The 15,290-nt window shown below is 62.5% G+C and carries 11 protein-coding genes and 1 pseudogene; 5 read left to right on the forward strand and 7 right to left on the reverse strand.

Going from position 1 to position 15,290, the window contains the following annotated elements; genetic code table 11:
• From RNA01_RS17350 to RNA01_RS17365, 4 genes and pseudogenes are all read left to right on the forward strand, one after another.
• Nucleotides 1-632: pseudogene (locus tag RNA01_RS17350) on the forward strand (bifunctional Delta(1)-pyrroline-2-carboxylate/Delta(1)-piperideine-2-carboxylate reductase); the annotation flags it as partial.
• Entirely contained in the window at nucleotides 632-3,094 is a 2,463-nt protein-coding gene (gene hrpB / locus RNA01_RS17355; RefSeq protein WP_147181475.1) for an ATP-dependent helicase HrpB, read from the forward strand. The pseudogene RNA01_RS17350 and the gene hrpB, both read left to right, overlap by 1 nt.
• 29 nt (nucleotides 3,095-3,123) lie before the next feature.
• Entirely contained in the window at nucleotides 3,124-4,416 is a 1,293-nt protein-coding gene (locus RNA01_RS17360) for an ActS/PrrB/RegB family redox-sensitive histidine kinase (protein WP_147181476.1), read from the forward strand.
• Between the two features lie 86 nt (nucleotides 4,417-4,502).
• Nucleotides 4,503-5,084 carry an ActR/PrrA/RegA family redox response regulator transcription factor gene (locus RNA01_RS17365; RefSeq protein ID WP_147181477.1) on the forward strand — a complete coding sequence of 194 codons (582 nt, stop codon included), beginning with the start codon at nucleotides 4,503-4,505 and terminating at the stop codon, nucleotides 5,082-5,084.
• 2 nt (nucleotides 5,085-5,086) lie between these two features.
• On the opposite strand, the gene RNA01_RS17370 is transcribed toward RNA01_RS17365, so the two are convergent.
• A complete protein-coding gene (locus tag RNA01_RS17370; protein ID WP_147181478.1) occupies nucleotides 5,087-5,572 on the reverse strand; it encodes an MmcB family DNA repair protein in 486 nt (161 codons plus the stop codon).
• Between the two features lie 177 nt (nucleotides 5,573-5,749).
• Between RNA01_RS17370 and RNA01_RS17375 the strand changes: the two genes are divergently transcribed.
• A complete protein-coding gene (locus RNA01_RS17375; protein ID WP_147181479.1) occupies nucleotides 5,750-6,427 on the forward strand; it encodes a L,D-transpeptidase in 678 nt (225 codons plus the stop codon).
• Between the two features lie 75 nt (nucleotides 6,428-6,502).
• Here the strand turns inward: RNA01_RS17375 and RNA01_RS17380 are convergent, their stop codons facing one another.
• The 6 genes from RNA01_RS17380 to hslV all read right to left on the reverse strand — a co-directional run bounded on the left by RNA01_RS17380 (nucleotide 6,503) and on the right by hslV (nucleotide 15,290).
• Entirely contained in the window at nucleotides 6,503-8,674 is a 2,172-nt protein-coding gene (locus RNA01_RS17380; protein ID WP_147181480.1) for a malate synthase G, read from the reverse strand.
• 109 nt (nucleotides 8,675-8,783) lie between these two features.
• Nucleotides 8,784-10,790, reverse strand: a complete 2,007-nt coding sequence (locus tag RNA01_RS17385; RefSeq protein ID WP_147181481.1) for a hydantoinase/oxoprolinase N-terminal domain-containing protein — start codon at nucleotides 10,788-10,790, stop codon at nucleotides 8,784-8,786.
• 88 nt (nucleotides 10,791-10,878) lie between these two features.
• Complete coding sequence (locus RNA01_RS17390) at nucleotides 10,879-12,291, reverse strand: cytochrome P450 (protein ID WP_147181482.1); 1,413 nt, start codon at nucleotides 12,289-12,291, stop codon at nucleotides 10,879-10,881.
• A 33-nt stretch (nucleotides 12,292-12,324) separates the two neighbouring features.
• The gene (locus RNA01_RS17395) at nucleotides 12,325-13,257 is read right to left on the reverse strand and encodes a DUF1402 family protein (protein ID WP_147181541.1); all 933 of its coding nucleotides are present in this window, start codon (nucleotides 13,255-13,257) and stop codon (nucleotides 12,325-12,327) included.
• A 162-nt stretch (nucleotides 13,258-13,419) separates the two neighbouring features.
• Nucleotides 13,420-14,727 (reverse strand): ATP-dependent protease ATPase subunit HslU, encoded by a 1,308-nt coding sequence (gene hslU, locus RNA01_RS17400; protein ID WP_147181483.1) that lies wholly within the window; start codon nucleotides 14,725-14,727, stop codon nucleotides 13,420-13,422.
• Between the two features lie 35 nt (nucleotides 14,728-14,762).
• The gene (hslV, locus tag RNA01_RS17405; RefSeq protein WP_147181484.1) at nucleotides 14,763-15,290 is read right to left on the reverse strand and encodes an ATP-dependent protease subunit HslV; all 528 of its coding nucleotides are present in this window, start codon (nucleotides 15,288-15,290) and stop codon (nucleotides 14,763-14,765) included.

Genomic DNA, 15,290 nt, shown 5'->3' on the forward strand with positions numbered 1-15,290 from the left:
CGACTTCGGCGCTTGCCGCCAAGTATCTCGCTCGTCCCGGCGCGTCCGAGCTTCTGGTCGTCGGCACCGGCCGTCTCTCCCTCAACCTGATCCAGGCGCACGCGAGCGTCCGGCCGATCAAGCGCGTCTCCATCTGGGGCCGCAATCCCGCCAATGCCGAGAAGACGGCGGAGGAAGCGCGCGCGCTGGGCTTTGACGCGATTGCCTGCACTGATCTCGAGGCGTGCGCACGCCAAGCGGACATCATTTCCTGCGCGACGCTGTCGAGCGAACCACTGATCCACGGCGCCTGGCTGAAACCCGGCGCCCATCTTGACCTGATCGGTGCGTTCAAGCCGAACATGCGGGAAAGCGACGATGAAGCGGTGCGCCGCGCGACGATCTTTGTCGACACGCGCGACGGGGCGTTTAGCGAGGCGGGCGACATCGTTCAGCCGCTGAAAGCCGGCGTCATCCGCGAGGCCGACATTAAAGCCGATCTCTTCGATCTCGCCGCCGGTCGCCACAAGGGCCGTTCAAGCGAAGCAGAAATCACCCTGTTCAAATCGGTCGGGGCCGCACTAGAAGATCTGGCCGGAGCGATCCTCGCCTACGAGACCGTGATGGAGCCCTTCACCCACCAGGACACGTAATGTCACCCGATCTGCCCCACTTGCCGGTCAGCAACAGCCTGCCGGCCCTTAGCGCTGCACTCCAGGAGGCCAACCGGGCGATCCTGTCGGCGCCGCCCGGCGCCGGCAAGACGACGATCGTGCCGCTTCATCTGCTCGACCAGCCCTGGCGCGGCGATGGGCGGATCATTCTGCTCGAACCGCGGCGGCTGGCGGCGCGCGCCGCTGCGGCGCGAATGGCGAGCCTGCTGCGAGAGCCGGTCGGCGCGACCGTCGGCTATCGCATGCGGCTCGACAACCGGGTCTCGGCCAAGACCCGCATCGAAGTGGTGACCGAGGGCGTGTTTGCCCGGATGATCCTGGAGGATCCGGAGCTTTCCGGCATTACCGCGGTTCTGTTCGACGAATTCCACGAGCGTTCACTCGACGCCGATTTCGGTCTGGCGCTGGCGCTCGATGCGCAATCGGCGCTCCGGCCGGACCTGCGCATCCTGGTCATGTCCGCGACGCTGGACATCGAGCGAATCGCCGCCATTCTCGATGATGCGCCGGTGATCATAAGCGAGGGCCGGAGCTACCCGGTCGAAATCCGCCACCGCGACCGGCCCGGCGGTGAACGGATCGAGGACACGGTGACGGCAGCGATCCTCGACGCGCATCGCCACGAAAGCGGATCGATCCTTGCCTTCCTGCCCGGACAGGCAGAAATCCGCCGGGTGGCCGAGCGGCTTGCGGGCCGGTTCGACGACAGCACGCTGGTCGCTCCGCTCTATGGCAACCTTGGCCAAAGGGAACAGGACGCGGCGATCCGGCCAGCGCCGGAGGGCTGCCGCAAGATCGTCCTCGCCACCTCGATCGCCGAAACCTCGATCACGATCGACGGCGTGCGCGTGGTAATAGACAGCGGGCTTCAGCGTCTGCCGGTCTATGAAGCCTCCACCGGCATTACCCGGCTGGAGACCGTTCGCGCATCGCGGGCCTCGGCGGACCAGCGCGCTGGCCGAGCTGGTCGAACCGCGCCCGGCATCGCCATCCGTCTTTGGCATCCCGGGCAGACGGCTGCTCTCCCCGCCTTCACTCCGCCGGAAATCCTTTCGGCCGACCTCTCCAATCTCGTGCTCGACATGGCGCATTGGGGCGTTCTCGACCGGTGCGGCCTCTCCTTCATCGATCCGCCTCCGGCTCCCGCTTGGAACGAGGCCAGGGCCCTGCTGCGACTGCTGGGTGCGCTGGAGCCTGCGGGCGCGATCACCGCCTCCGGCCGCAGGATCCGTGATCTCGGCCTGCCAGTGCGACTTGCCGCCATGGTACTTTCAGCGTGCCAAGCAGGCGCGGGCCGCCAAGCGGCCGAACTTGCCGTGCTGCTGACGGAACAGGGGCTCGGCGGCACCGGCACAGATATAGAGGATCGGTTGCGTCGCTTCCGCCAAGAGGGCGGCGAGCGTGCCAAGGCGGCACGTAGTCTCGCTGAACGGCTGGCGACCAGCGCCGGAGCGATAAAGGGGCCGGAAAACCCTGTGCCAGCAGGCGAGCTCCTGCTTTACGCCTATCCCGACAGGATCGCACTCAGGCGCGGCGGGCGCGGGCGATTCGTCATGGCCAATGGCCGCGGCGCCGAGATTCCCGAGACAGAGCGGCTGGCGGGCGCCGACATGCTGGTGATCGCCGATCTGACCGGCCGGGCAGCTCAAGGTCGGGTCCTTGCGGCCGCCGAAGTCGAAAGATCGATGATCGAGTCTGTTCTTCCAGATGCCGTCCAGCGCGGCGAAGAGTGCTTTTTCGATGCGGCAAGCCGGCAGGTTCGGGCGCGCCGGGTGACCCGGCTCGGCGCCATCGTGCTGGACGAGACGCCGCTGGCCCGCCCGACAGGCCCCGACGCAGCCGCAGCGCTGGCCGAAGGTGTGCGCCAGCTCGGGGTTAGTGCTCTTCCCTTCTCCAAGGCAGCCGGACAATTGCGCCAGCGTATCGGCTTCCTCCACCGCACGATCGGCGAACCATGGCCCGACGTGTCGGATGAAGCCCTCCTCGACACGCTTGATGACTGGTTCATCCCCTATCAGACGAGTGCGCGCGGGTTTGACGATATAGCTCCCGGCACGCTGTTCGATGGAATTGTTGGTTTGCTTCCCCATGGGTTGCAGCGCGAACTCGACCGGCTGGCGCCGACTCATTTCACCGCGCCGACGGGGCAGAACCACCCTATTCGATATGACGGTGCGGAACCCATATTGTCGATCCGCGTCCAGGAATTGTTCGGGCTTAAAACGCATCCCGCCGTCGGCGGGGGAAAATTGCCGCTCGTTTTGGAATTGACCTCACCGGCCCACCGGCCGATCCAGACCACGCGCGACCTGCCCGGTTTCTGGGCAGGGTCATGGAAAGACGTGCGCGCCGACATGCGCGGCCGCTATCCCAAACACCCCTGGCCGGATAATCCGGCCGACGCCATGCCGACCAGCCGCGCCAAGCCACGCGGAACCTGACGCCGAGAGAAGCAAGGAGGCCCAGACGCATGACCACTCCCGACACCGCACTGCAATTCGGTCCGTCGAGCCGCAGACTGCGTCTGCAGACGCTGGTCTGGCTGCGCTGGCTGGCCGTCGCAGGACAGGGCACCACCGTGCTGGTTGTCGCTTTCGCCCTGCACTTTCCACTGCCGCTTTTGGCCTGCGCGGTTTTGATCGGCGCTTTGGCGGCGGCCAATTTCCTGCTATCCGTGCGCTTTCCGTCGACCTATAGGCTTGAACCACTCGCCGCCTTCGCAGTGCTCGCCCTGGACCTCTTTCAACTCGGCGCCCTGCTGTTCATTACCGGCGGACTGGCCAACCCGTTCGTCCCGCTGATCTGTGTGCCTGTCATCATCTCGTTTGCCTCACAGCCGCTACGTCATGCGATGGCGCTGTTCGCTCTCGCCATGCTGCTGATCTCGGCCTTGCCGCTCTCGCCCTACCCGCTTCCCTGGTATCAAGGCGGTGCCCCAACCCTTCAGCCGGTGATGCAGGTCGGCGTTTGGTTTGCGATCACCTCGATGATGGCCTTTGCGGCGTTTTATGCCTATCGCGTCTCGCAGGAGGCAGCCCTTCTCGCCGATGCGCTGTCGGCAACAGAACTGGTGCTTCAGAAAGAAAAGCACCTCTCCCAGCTCGACGGACTTGCAGCCGCCGCCGCCCACGAACTGGGAACGCCCCTTGCCACCATCAGCCTGGTCGCCAAGGAGATGGAGCGTGAACTCGGCCAGGACGAGCGTTTCGGCGAGGACGTGCAATTGCTGCGGAGCCAAAGCGAGCGGTGCCGCGACATTCTCAAAAGGATCGCGACGCTGCCATCCGAGAGCGAGGAGCATATGCGCCGGCTGCCACTCTCCTCGCTGATCGAGGATGTTCTGGCGCCGCATCGCGAGTTCGGCATCAAGATCGATCTCATCGAGAAATCGGATCGCAGCCAGGAGCCGGTCGGCATCCGCAATGCCGGCATTCTCTACGGCCTCGGCAATCTTATCGAGAACGCCGTCGACTTCGCCCGCGAGAAGGTCACCGTCACCGTCGAACATGACGCATCGAAGGTGTCGATCATGATCGAGGACGATGGCGAAGGCTACTCGCCGGATGTGCTGCAAAGGATCGGCGAACCCTATGTGACCAATCGCCAGCGGGATGACAAGGCCGGCGGACTTGGGCTTGGCCTGTTCATCGCCAAGACCTTGCTCGAACGCTCCGGCGCGCGGCTCCGCTTCGAAAACAGGGCTCCGGATCAACCGGGCGCCCGGGTCGAGGTCGTCTGGCCCAGGCATCGGATGGAAGCCTGAAATATGGCGAAATGACTTTACCGGCATGGCATTACTGGCCATAACCACAGACTGACGCTCGAGATTTCCCGCAGGAATGCTTAGTCATGACAGAAAACGCAAACTCTGATCCCTCGCCGATGAGCGGCGAAAACGCGCTGGGTCCCAACCCGACCCTGTTGATCGTTGACGATGATGCGCCCTTTCTGCGTCGCCTGGCTCGTGCCATGGAGTCCCGTGGCTTTGCCGTTGAAATGGCTGCGTCGGTCGCCGAGGGCATAGCCAAGGCCAAGTCGGCGCCGCCGAAGTATGCGGTAATCGATCTGCGGCTTGGTGATGGCAATGGCCTTGATGTGATCGAGGTGATCCGCCAGCATCGCGACGATACGCATATCGTCGTCCTTACCGGCTACGGCAATATCGCCACCGCCGTTACCGCTGTGAAGCTCGGTGCGCTCGACTATCTGGCAAAGCCCGCCGACGCCGACGAAATCTTCCTCGCGCTCACCCAGCGTCCGGGCGAGAAGGCAGAAGTGCCTGAAAACCCCATGTCGGCCGACCGGGTTCGGTGGGAGCATATCCAGCGCGTTTTCGAGAGCTGCGATCGCAATGTTTCCGAAACCGCCCGTCGGCTCAATATGCACCGCAGGACCCTGCAACGCATTCTCGCCAAGCGCGCACCGAAATAGGGTCAGTCGCGCGGCGGCGTATGCGCCGCCCATTCCGCCGCCATCAGTCGTTGGGCGGCCGTGCGCGAGAAATTGAGTGTAACCGCCTTTCTGGTTGCCGGCGCCAACTTGTGTTCCGGCGCCTCGCGCAATAGATGAGCGCCGTAGCCGTCAGACAGCAGCAGACCACAATCCTCAGGGAAGATGTCGAGCGGTACCTCGGGATGGGTGGCGAAGAACAGCCGGTCGCAATAGGCACGGTAGTCGGGCCATTTGCGATCGACGCGGAAGTCCTCGATCGAGGACTTGATCTCGATGATCCAGATCTCGCCCTTCTCCGACAGACCCACCAGATCAGCGCGACGGCCGTTGGCGAGCGCCAGCTCGGGCAATACGGCGAGCCGCATGTCCTTAAGCAGGACCTGCACACCACGGCGCACAAGCATAGCCCGCTCGGACTGCCGGCCATCGATTAACGGATTGTTTACGGCGATAGAAAGAATCGTCATGAATCAGGTCCAGGAAAGCAGATCCGCATGTTGCAAAAAAGCCATGCGGAGTCATTTTGCAGCGCCGAAGCCATCGGGCGGAGATCCGCTACTTGCAAAGGCGCTTTTAATCAAAAATAAACCATAATCAAAGATGGTCACGATAACCATCTCCCAGCCCAAATGAACGAGTTTCCCATGCGCCTCCGCAATGCATTGACTGTGTTCGGCCTCGTCGCGACGATCGGCCTCACTGGTTGCACGACCACGTCCGATACCGCGTCCGGCACCTCGACCGAAAAGGTCGAAGCCACGACCGCCAAGATCTTCACCGATTCCTATGGCAGCGTTACGGACGCTGGCTATGCATTGCCGGCGATCCCGATCAATAAGGTCAACCCGAAGTTCCACCGCCAGATCGTTTCCTACCAGACGAAAGAGCGTGCCGGCACGATCGTTGTCAACACGCGTGAACGCTTCCTCTATTACGTCCTGCCCAACGGCAAGGCTGTCCGCTATGGCATCGGCGTCGGCAAGCAGGGCTTTGCCTGGCAGGGCGAGGCCTATATCGCCTGGAAACAGGAATGGCCGACTTGGCATCCCCCGAAGGAAATGGCTGTCCGCAAGCCGGACGTCGCCAAATATGTCGAGGATGGCATGGGCCCGGGCCTGCGCAATCCGCTCGGCGCACGTGCCCTCTACTTGTTCAACGACAAGGGCCAGGACACGCTGTTCCGTCTGCACGGCACACCGGAATGGGCCTCGATCGGGACCGCCGCCTCGTCGGGCTGCATCCGCCTGATGAACCAGGACATCATCGATCTCTACAGCCGCGTCCGCCCCGGCAAGAGCGCTCGCGTAGTCGTTCAGCAGTAATCTGCCGCGGGATTGACATCAAGAGAAGGCCGCCGGAACGCTCCGGCGGCTTTTTTTTGGCCCATTACCTGCCGCTCAGCCCTTAAGGCTCGCCTTCAGCTCGAGACGGCGGCGATGCAGGACCGGCTCGGTATAGCCGTTCGGCTGTTCGCGACCCTTGAGCACCAGCTCGACGGCCGCCTGAAAGGCAATCGAACCATCGAAATTGCCGGCCATCGGACGATACACAGGATCGCCTGCATTCTGACCATCGACCACAGCGGCCATACGCTTCATTGTCTCGACGATCTGCGCCTCATTGACGACGCCGTGGTGCAGCCAATTGGCCATGTGCTGAGCCGAAATGCGCAACGTGGCGCGGTCTTCCATCAGGCCGATGTTGTTGATGTCAGGAACCTTGGAGCAGCCGACGCCCTGGTCGACCCAGCGGACGACATAGCCGAGAATGCCTTGCGCATTATTGTCCAGTTCTCGCTGGATCTCTTCCGGTGTCCAGTTCGGCCGGGTGGCAACCGGCACGGAGAGAATGTCGCGCAGATTGGCGCGCGGACGGCTCTTCAAGCTCTCCTGAACCTCGGCGACGTTGACGCGGTGATAATGCGTCGCATGCAGGGTCGCGGCCGTCGGCGACGGCACCCAGGCGGTATTGGCGCCGGCCTTAGGATGGGCGATCTTCTGTTCGAGCATGGCGGCCATCAGGTCAGGCATGGCCCACATGCCCTTGCCGATCTGCGCATGCCCGGAAAGGCCACATTCCAGGCCGACGTCGACGTTCCAGTTTTCATAAGCCCCGATCCATGCGGCCTGCTTCATGTCGCCCTTGCGGATCATCGGACCGGCTTCCATCGACGTATGAATCTCGTCACCGGTGCGGTCGAGGAAGCCGGTGTTGATGAAGACGACACGATCCTTGGCGGCGCGGATACATTCCTTGAGGTTGACCGTGGTGCGGCGCTCCTCGTCCATGATGCCCATCTTGATGGTGTTCGGCGCCATGCCGATCAGATTTTCGACGCGCGAGAAAATCTCGCAGGCGAAGGCGACTTCCTCGGGACCGTGCATCTTCGGCTTGACGACATACATCGAACCCTTGCGAGAATTGGCGCGGCGGCCGTTCGGGCCAATGTCAAATAGCGCGATCAGACCGGTGAACGCCGCATCCATGATGCCTTCCGGCACTTCGTTTCCGTCGCGGTCGAGGATGGCCGGATTGGTCATCAGGTGGCCGACGTTGCGCACCAGCATCAACGAGCGGCCATGCAGGCTCAGCGACGATCCGTCCGGCTTTGTGTAGACACGGTCGGGATTCAACGCGCGGGTGAAAGTCTTGCCGCCCTTTGAGACCTCTTCCGTCAAGTCGCCCTTCATCAGGCCGAGCCAGTTGCCATAGACGACGACCTTGTCCTCGGCGTCGACGGCAGCGACCGAATCCTCGCAGTCCATGATTGTGGTGATCGCCGATTCGAGCCAGATGTCGTTGATGCCGGCCGGATCGCTCTTGCCGATCATGCCCGCCGCATCGATAACGATCTCGGTGTGGAGATTGTTCTTCTCCAACAGGACGGCTTCCGGCTTGTCAGCCGCGCCGCGATAGCCGGCGAACTGTGTCGGATCGGCGAGGCCCGTGACACCACCGCCCGCAAGCGTGACGAACAGTGCGCCCTTGTCGATCGCGAGGTCAGCCACTTCGCTCCACTTGCCGGCGGCGAGCGGCGCAGAATCATCAAGTAGCTGGCGCCCCCAGGCGATGACTTTGGCGCCGCGTACGGGGTTGTAGCCCTTGCCCTTTTCCGCACCGTCGGTTTCGGCGATCGCGTCGGTTCCGTAGAGCGCATCATAAAGCGATCCCCAGCGGGCGTTCGCGGCATTCAGCGCGTAGCGCGCGTTCATGACCGGAACGACCAGTTGCGGGCCGGCGATCTCCGCGATCTCGGCGTCGACATTGGATGTCGAGACCTGAAAATCACCACCCTCCGGAAGGAGATAGCCGATCTCCCGAAGGAAGGCCTCATAGGCGTCCATGTCGATCGGCGCGCCATTCGCCTTGTACCAGGCGTCAATTTTCGCCTGCATGTCGTCGCGCTTGGCAAGCAATGCGCGATTCTTCGGCGCAAGATCATGCACGATGGCAGAGAAACCCGCGAGGAAGCTCTCCGCGTCCTGCCCGGTTCCCGGCAAAGCCTTCTCGACCAGGAAATGATAAAGTTCAGTATCGATGGAAAGTCCGTGGCTTTCGATCCGGCTCATGGTGATGTCTCCTCGCAAATCCCTGCTGCTGTCTGTGTTGCGCACAATGATCTGTTCTCATTCACTGTCAATCGGGCACAAATTACAAAGATTTATACCAAAAAAGAAATTACACGGCGGACGCCAGCCGCGGACGGCCGCTGGCAGTGGCGATGAAGCGTGCCTCGATCAGCTTGCGGCTGCCGTCGCTTTCCGGCGCATCGACCTCCTCGACGAGGACTGCGACCGCATCGGTCGCGCCGTTCTGCCTCGCATGGGCAAGGGCGGCATCCATGGCCCGCGCGCGGGCCGCTGAAAAGGCTTCCTGTACCCGCACGAAGCGCATGCTCTCGCCGGCACCCGAGAGCATGAACAGGCCCTCTTCCGGCGCCGTGACGAAAGTAGTCACGGTGGCGCGAATGCGGCCGACGACCGCGCCGATCGCATTGGCAACGTCGGCGTCACGGGGAACCTCGCAAGATGACGCCAACATGGCGCCGATCGCCGGATAGTAAGTCGAGGCCGAAGCGCCAAGACCGATCAGCGGCCGGTCGAGCGACAGGGAAAAATTGACGATACCGGCCTGCCGTCGCAGCGCCCGATCGATCAGCAGCGAGCGGGCCGGATCGATGTCGGCCAGGTCACTTTCCGCAAGCGAGGCCATGAGGACAATCTCGGCCGACTGGCGTGTCAGCCGGTCGACAATCCGTTGTGCAAGGTCAGCAGACGAAGCGGCGATTGGCTGGCCGGCACCGTCCTTGCGCCGCGCGGCAATGCGCAAGCCGAGTTCCGCCGCATGCCTGTTCCACTGCCCCTGCCGGTCGAGCACATGCATGGCGTCCGACGGCGTGAGGCCGCAGATGTGCACGAGTCCCCGTGCCACCAGACGGTCGATCATCGCCAGTTGCGGTGTCGAGGTCAGCAATTGATCGAGCGCCACGGGCTCCGGCCCAATGCGGGCGAAGAGAGCGGCTTCCTGCGACGACAAGCCGGTGGCCAGATGGTGCGGAACGCCGGTGCGCACAGCCAATCGCCCGTCCTGGCGACCGGGATGCGCGGCCCGCACTTGCCGCTCCAACCTAGCTATCACGGCGTCGCCGTGGAGCATCGCCGCGAGGCTGAGCGGCACCAGCCGTCTCGGCCCAAGCTCGATGCGCACCTGCAGGCCGCGATCGTCGATCCTGACCTCGGAATCCCCACCCAGCCCATAGGTGCGCATGGCCACTGCCTCGACCATGGTGCGGTATCCGCCGACCACGGCTCCCTCCGCATCGAGCCTCGGCAGACCTCCGTCGAGGATCGCCACGTCGGTGGTCGTGCCGCCGATGTCGGCGACCACCGCATTGGCAAGCCCCGTCAGGTGGCGCGCGCCGACGAGGCTTGCCGCCGGGCCGGACAGGATCGTTTCGATCGGCCGAAGCCGCGCTTCGGCAGCGGAGATGAGCGCACCGTCACCGCGCACGACCATCAGCGGCGCCTCAATACCCCGGCTTGCGAGGAATGCCTCGCAAGCTCCGACCAGACGGTCGATCATCGACACCAGCCGGGCGTTCAAAAGCGTGGTTAGCGCCCGACGCGGGCCGCCGAGTCTGGATGACAACTCATGACTGCACGTCACTGGCAGGGCGCAATGATTGCGGATCAGATCCCGGACCCGGATTTCATGGGCCGGATTGCGCACGGCGAAATAGCCGGCAATGGCGAAGGACGAGACGGTTTCACCCAGGTGCGGCAAGGCTTGCTCGAGCGCCGAGATCTCCAGCGGCGTCTCGTTGCCGTGCACGTCATGTCCGCCGGGCAGGAAGAGCACCGGGTCGGACCCGAGCGCATCGACAAGCCCGTCGCGTTTGAGGTCCTCCGGACCGAAACCGATCATCACCAGCCCGGCGCGACCGCCCTGCCCTTCGACCAGCGCATTGGTGGCGAGTGTGGTCGACAGCGAAACCAGGCCAATGGAACCCCTGTTGATGCCGGCGGCGGCGATCACCTTGTCGAGCACCTCGGCGATACCGATCGCGAGGTCATGGCGCGTCGTCAGCGCCTTGGCCTTGGCGAGGATGCCCTTCTCCTCGCTATAAAGCACGGCGTCGGTATAGGTGCCGCCGGTATCGATGCCCAACATATAATGGAGTGTCACGCGAACTGCCTCGGTCTGGTTCTGGGCGTTTTGCCGGATGCGATTATCGCACGGCAAAAGATTGTCGCACCAGCCGACAAGCGGCAAATTATCGCCTGGCCGGACGCATCATGACGCGCATCGGTAGACCACCCTGCGGCTGGGTTGTGAGCTTCTGCACCGGCCAGGGCCTTGTTTCCTCGGTCACGTCGAACCGATAGAGCCGCATCAAGACCGCAAGGGCGATCACAGCCTCCTGCAGAGCGAAGGTCGCACCTATGCAGACCCGTGGCCCTGCACCGAAGGGAAGATACTGAAAGCGGTCGATCCGGTCGCGATTCTCCGGCAGGAAACGGCTCGGATCAAAGACCCTGGGCTCGTCCCAGTAAAGTTCATGCCTGTGCAGTGTCCAAGGCATGATCAGGATCGTCGTGCCCTTGCGAATATCGAGGACAGTGCCGTCCGCGGCTTCAAAGCAGTCGTCAGCGACCGCTTGCCGATTGATCGACGGGGCCGGCGGATAGAGCCTCAGCGTCTCTTCGAAGGCAGCGCGAACCAGCGGCATGCGCTCCAGCCAGTCAACCGGATCGGCGCCGCTTTCCACGACCGCGTCAATCTCGGTTTCCACACGTTCGCGAATGTCCGGGCATTTGGCGAGGCAATAGAGGGCCCAGCTCAGCGCCCGGGCCGTCGTTTCATGGCCGGCACCGACGAAAGTCAGGATATTATCCTCGATCTCCGCGGAGGTGAGCCCCTTTGGCCCCTCGATTTCCAACAGCAAGGTCAGGAAATCCCGCGGTGCCGCCTGCGGATCCCGCGTCATCGCCGCCTTGCGCACCTCCATGGTGGTGCGCACCAGCGCGCGAAACTTGCGCAGCACGCGATAGCCGCCGATCCGCCTCAGCCGCGGCATCCACTGCGGCGCCGCCAACAGATCGAGCGGATCGATCCGGCCCATGGTCTCAAGCAGCGCATCGACATCACCCGCGATGTCACCGCTATCGGTGGCGATCTCACCGGAAAACAGCGTCTCCGACAGGATGAGATAGGTAAGCTCGGTCATGTCGACCGCGATATCGCGCACCATGCCGACCGACGCCTCGGTCGCGTAGCGCTCGGCGAACTCCTCGCTCTTTTCCAGCATCTGACGTGCGAAGCCCTGGGCATGGCGCGGGGTGAACACTGGAGCCATCGCCTTGCGGGAGCGCTTCCACACACCGCCTTCGGCAGTTAACAGGCCATCCCGCAGAATAGGTCTCAGCACCAGTTGGCGAACCTCGTCCATCCGGTAGTTGCCGGTATTCTCCACCAGCACGCGCCGAATGAGATCAGGATCGTTGACGATCAGGGTGCTGCGGCCGAAGAACCGGGTCTCGATCCATGGCAGCGTATAGGATGGAACGCCCCAAAGCTCGAGCGGATTGCGCAGGACCGTTCGGATGATGGCTAGCCTCGACAGCGGCACCGGACGAGGCTGCGGGGCCGGCGGTTCGAAACGGTCAGGACGATCGGCATTTGCCATGGTTCGTCTCCGCAGGCTGCCCCTGCCCTTCGGCTAGAAAAGGCGTTCAAGTTCTTTCAGTCGGTCATTGACCAGCCAGCCATAATAGTTTTCCTCAGGCCAGACCGGCGAACTTGAAGCCGCGTTCTTGGCCGCAAGGATCCGCGCCCGCTGCAGGGAATTACCGACATTGAACAGTGTCGCTGTCACGCCCGGGTTTCTTGAGATGTCCATCCCGGCCACCGAGCGATAGTCGTCGATCGCCTTGCGCAGCACGCCAGCCATGAAAGCGAGCGAAAGATCCGGATCCATGATCGCCTTGTAGACGCCTGCCGCATCGTTCTCGTCGAGCTTAGCTACTCCCGACGTCTTTGAAACCAGGTCGGACAGCATGAGTGCAGTCAGCGGATTGATCTGGCCGAGCCCGAAGGTCTGGCCGGCGTAAAAGGGCTGGAAAAACACCGCACTGAAACGGTTGTTCGGATAGGACTTGCCGCCAACGGTACGGCCCCGAAAGGTCTTCTCCCAAACATCTTCGCGGCACGACCAGAGATGATAGGAATCCGTCTCGTCCGCGCAGGCGCCGAATTCCGGTCGGGCCACGAAATCAGCAATACTCTCTTCATCGTAGGCAAAGCGGAAGCTGTTGCCGGCATAGGAGGCCGCCTTCACATAATAGCTCTGCAGGGTATCATAGACGTCAACGTTGAAGGTATGCTCGCCGACAATCGCGCCCACCATATGGATCGGATCAATGCCATAGGCCGCTGCCGTCGCCTTGATCTTCGATCGCAGCCGATCGTCCGACGCGAGAAGATCGCGTACTTTCTCGTATTTCAGGTCAAAGGTGGTCTTGCCAGCTTGAGTGCGGCGCACCGAAGCACCTGGAATCGCCGGCTGCTCTGTGTGGCGGTTGCCTGCGGGCACGACCCGGACGGAACCTGCGCTAGCGCCTGTCGGAGTAAGGACAAGCAGCACCAGGAAGATTGCCCGAGTAAAACGACCCACGTACCTTCACCTCCAGTTCAAGACCATCGACTTGCCTTTGCCAGCGGCGTCACCCTTATAGAAACAAGGCCGCGCTTGTCGACCTTGCTACGCCTCACATTTGCGACATTCCTTCGATGAAGGCGCTTTTCTACATCCGCCTTACAGAATGTAACGCGACAGGTCAGCGTCGGCAGCGATCTCCCCGACATGTTCACGCACATACTCCGAGTCAATCATCACGGCAGACCCACCGCGATCAGGCGCGTTGAACGAAATATCGTCGAGCACGCGCTCCATGACGGTCTGAAGGCGCCGCGCGCCGATATTCTCGACCGAAGTATTGAGTTTAACGGCGACATCGGCAAGCGCATCGATCGCATCCTCGGTGAAGTCGAGATTGAGTTCCTCGGTTGCCATCAACGCCTTGTACTGGCGGATCAGGCTCGCCTCGGTCTCGGTCAGGATGCGGCGGAAGTCCTCCTTGGTGAGCGGCTTCAGCTCGACTCGGATCGGCAGACGGCCCTGGAGTTCGGGCAACAGGTCCGATGGCTTCGATACATGGAAAGCGCCGGAGGCAATGAAGAGGATATGGTCAGTCTTCACCGGTCCGTATTTCGTCGATACCGTCGTGCCCTCCACCAGAGGCAGCAAATCACGCTGGACGCCCTCGCGCGACACACCGGCACCCACGCCGCCGTCGCGCGCGGCGATCTTGTCAATCTCATCGAGGAAGACAATACCGTCGTTCTCGACCGAACGGACTGCCTCGCGCTGGATGACTTCATTGTCGATCAGCTTGTCGGATTCGTCGCGGATCAAATCGGCGTAGGAGGCTTTCACAGTGGTGCGAACCTTCTTGGTGCGACCACCCATAGCCTTGCCGAACATCTCTGACAGATTGAGAATACCGACATTAGCGCCTGGCATTCCCGGGACCTCGAAGCCGGGCATCCCGTTGCCGCTGTCAGCAATCTCGATGTCGATTTCCTTGTCATCCATCAGGCCGTCGCGCAGCTTCTTGCGGAAGCTGTCTCGCGTTGCAGGAGAGGCAGTTGCTCCGACCAAAGCGTCAAGCACCCGCTCCTCGGCGCCAGCGTGAGCCTGGGCCTGCACCTCGGAACGCTTCTTTTCGCGAACCAAGCCGATGCCGATCTCGACAAGATCGCGGATGATCTGCTCGACGTCGCGGCCAACATAGCCGACTTCGGTGAACTTCGTCGCCTCGATCTTGATGAAGGGGGCGCCGGCAAGCTTGGCAAGGCGGCGCGAGATCTCGGTCTTGCCGACACCAGTCGGGCCGATCATCAGAATGTTCTTCGGCATCACTTCGTCGCGCAGGCTCTCGTCAAGCTGTTGACGGCGCCAGCGGTTGCGCAGAGCAATCGCTACGGCGCGCTTGGCGTCGTGCTGCCCGATGATAAAGCGGTCGAGTTCGGATACGATCTCGCGGGGAGAAAAAGTCGTCATGTCGCTTGTTCCAATCGATCGGAATTGAGTGAGGATCAGCTTTCGCTGTCGAGCGTCTCGATCACAACGTTACCGTTGGTATAGACGCAGATATCGGCGGCAATCGCCATGGCCTGGCGGGCGATCTCTTCTGCCGACTTGTCCGTGTCCATCAGGGCGCGGGCGGCGGCGAAAGCATAATTCCCGCCGGAGCCGATCGCGATGGCCCCATGCTCCGGCTCGAGCACATCGCCATTGCCGGTGATCGCCAGCGTGATGGACCTGTCAGCGACGAGCATCATCGCCTCCAGATTGCGCAGATACTTGTCGGTACGCCAGTCCTTGGCCAGTTCTACGGCAGCACGCATCAGCTGGCCGGGATATTGCTCGAGTTTCTTTTCCAGCCGCTCGAGCAACGTGAAGGCATCGGCCGTCGCTCCAGCAAAACCGATGATCACATCACCCTTGCCGATACGGCGCACCTTGCGGGCATTGCCCTTCATCACGGTCTGACCGAGGCTCACTTGGCCATCACCGGCCATGATGACCTTGCCGCCCTTGCGCACGGTAATAATCGTTGTCAT

The organism is Paenirhizobium naphthalenivorans (assembly GCF_007992095.1).
Classification (GTDB): Bacteria; Pseudomonadota; Alphaproteobacteria; order Rhizobiales; family Rhizobiaceae; genus Allorhizobium; species Allorhizobium naphthalenivorans.

What these genes read in the sequence shown, in the direction of transcription:
- RNA01_RS17390 (WP_147181482.1), bottom strand. Translation starts at nt 12,291, where the DNA reads ATGGCAAATGCCGATCGTCCTGACCGTTTCGAACCGCCGGCCCCGCAG.
- RNA01_RS17380 (WP_147181480.1), bottom strand. Translation starts at nt 8,674, where the DNA reads ATGAGCCGGATCGAAAGCCACGGACTTTCCATCGATACTGAACTTTAT.
- RNA01_RS17370 (WP_147181478.1), bottom strand. Translation starts at nt 5,572, where the DNA reads ATGACGATTCTTTCTATCGCCGTAAACAATCCGTTAATCGATGGCCGG.
- hrpB (WP_147181475.1), top strand. Translation starts at nt 632, where the DNA reads ATGTCACCCGATCTGCCCCACTTGCCGGTCAGCAACAGCCTGCCGGCC.
- hslU (WP_147181483.1), bottom strand. Translation starts at nt 14,727, where the DNA reads ATGACGACTTTTTCTCCCCGCGAGATCGTATCCGAACTCGACCGCTTT.
- RNA01_RS17365 (WP_147181477.1), top strand. Translation starts at nt 4,503, where the DNA reads ATGACAGAAAACGCAAACTCTGATCCCTCGCCGATGAGCGGCGAAAAC.
- RNA01_RS17360 (WP_147181476.1), top strand. Translation starts at nt 3,124, where the DNA reads ATGACCACTCCCGACACCGCACTGCAATTCGGTCCGTCGAGCCGCAGA.
- hslV (WP_147181484.1), bottom strand. Translation starts at nt 15,290, where the DNA reads ATGACAACGATTATTACCGTGCGCAAGGGCGGCAAGGTCATCATGGCC.
- RNA01_RS17375 (WP_147181479.1), top strand. Translation starts at nt 5,750, where the DNA reads ATGCGCCTCCGCAATGCATTGACTGTGTTCGGCCTCGTCGCGACGATC.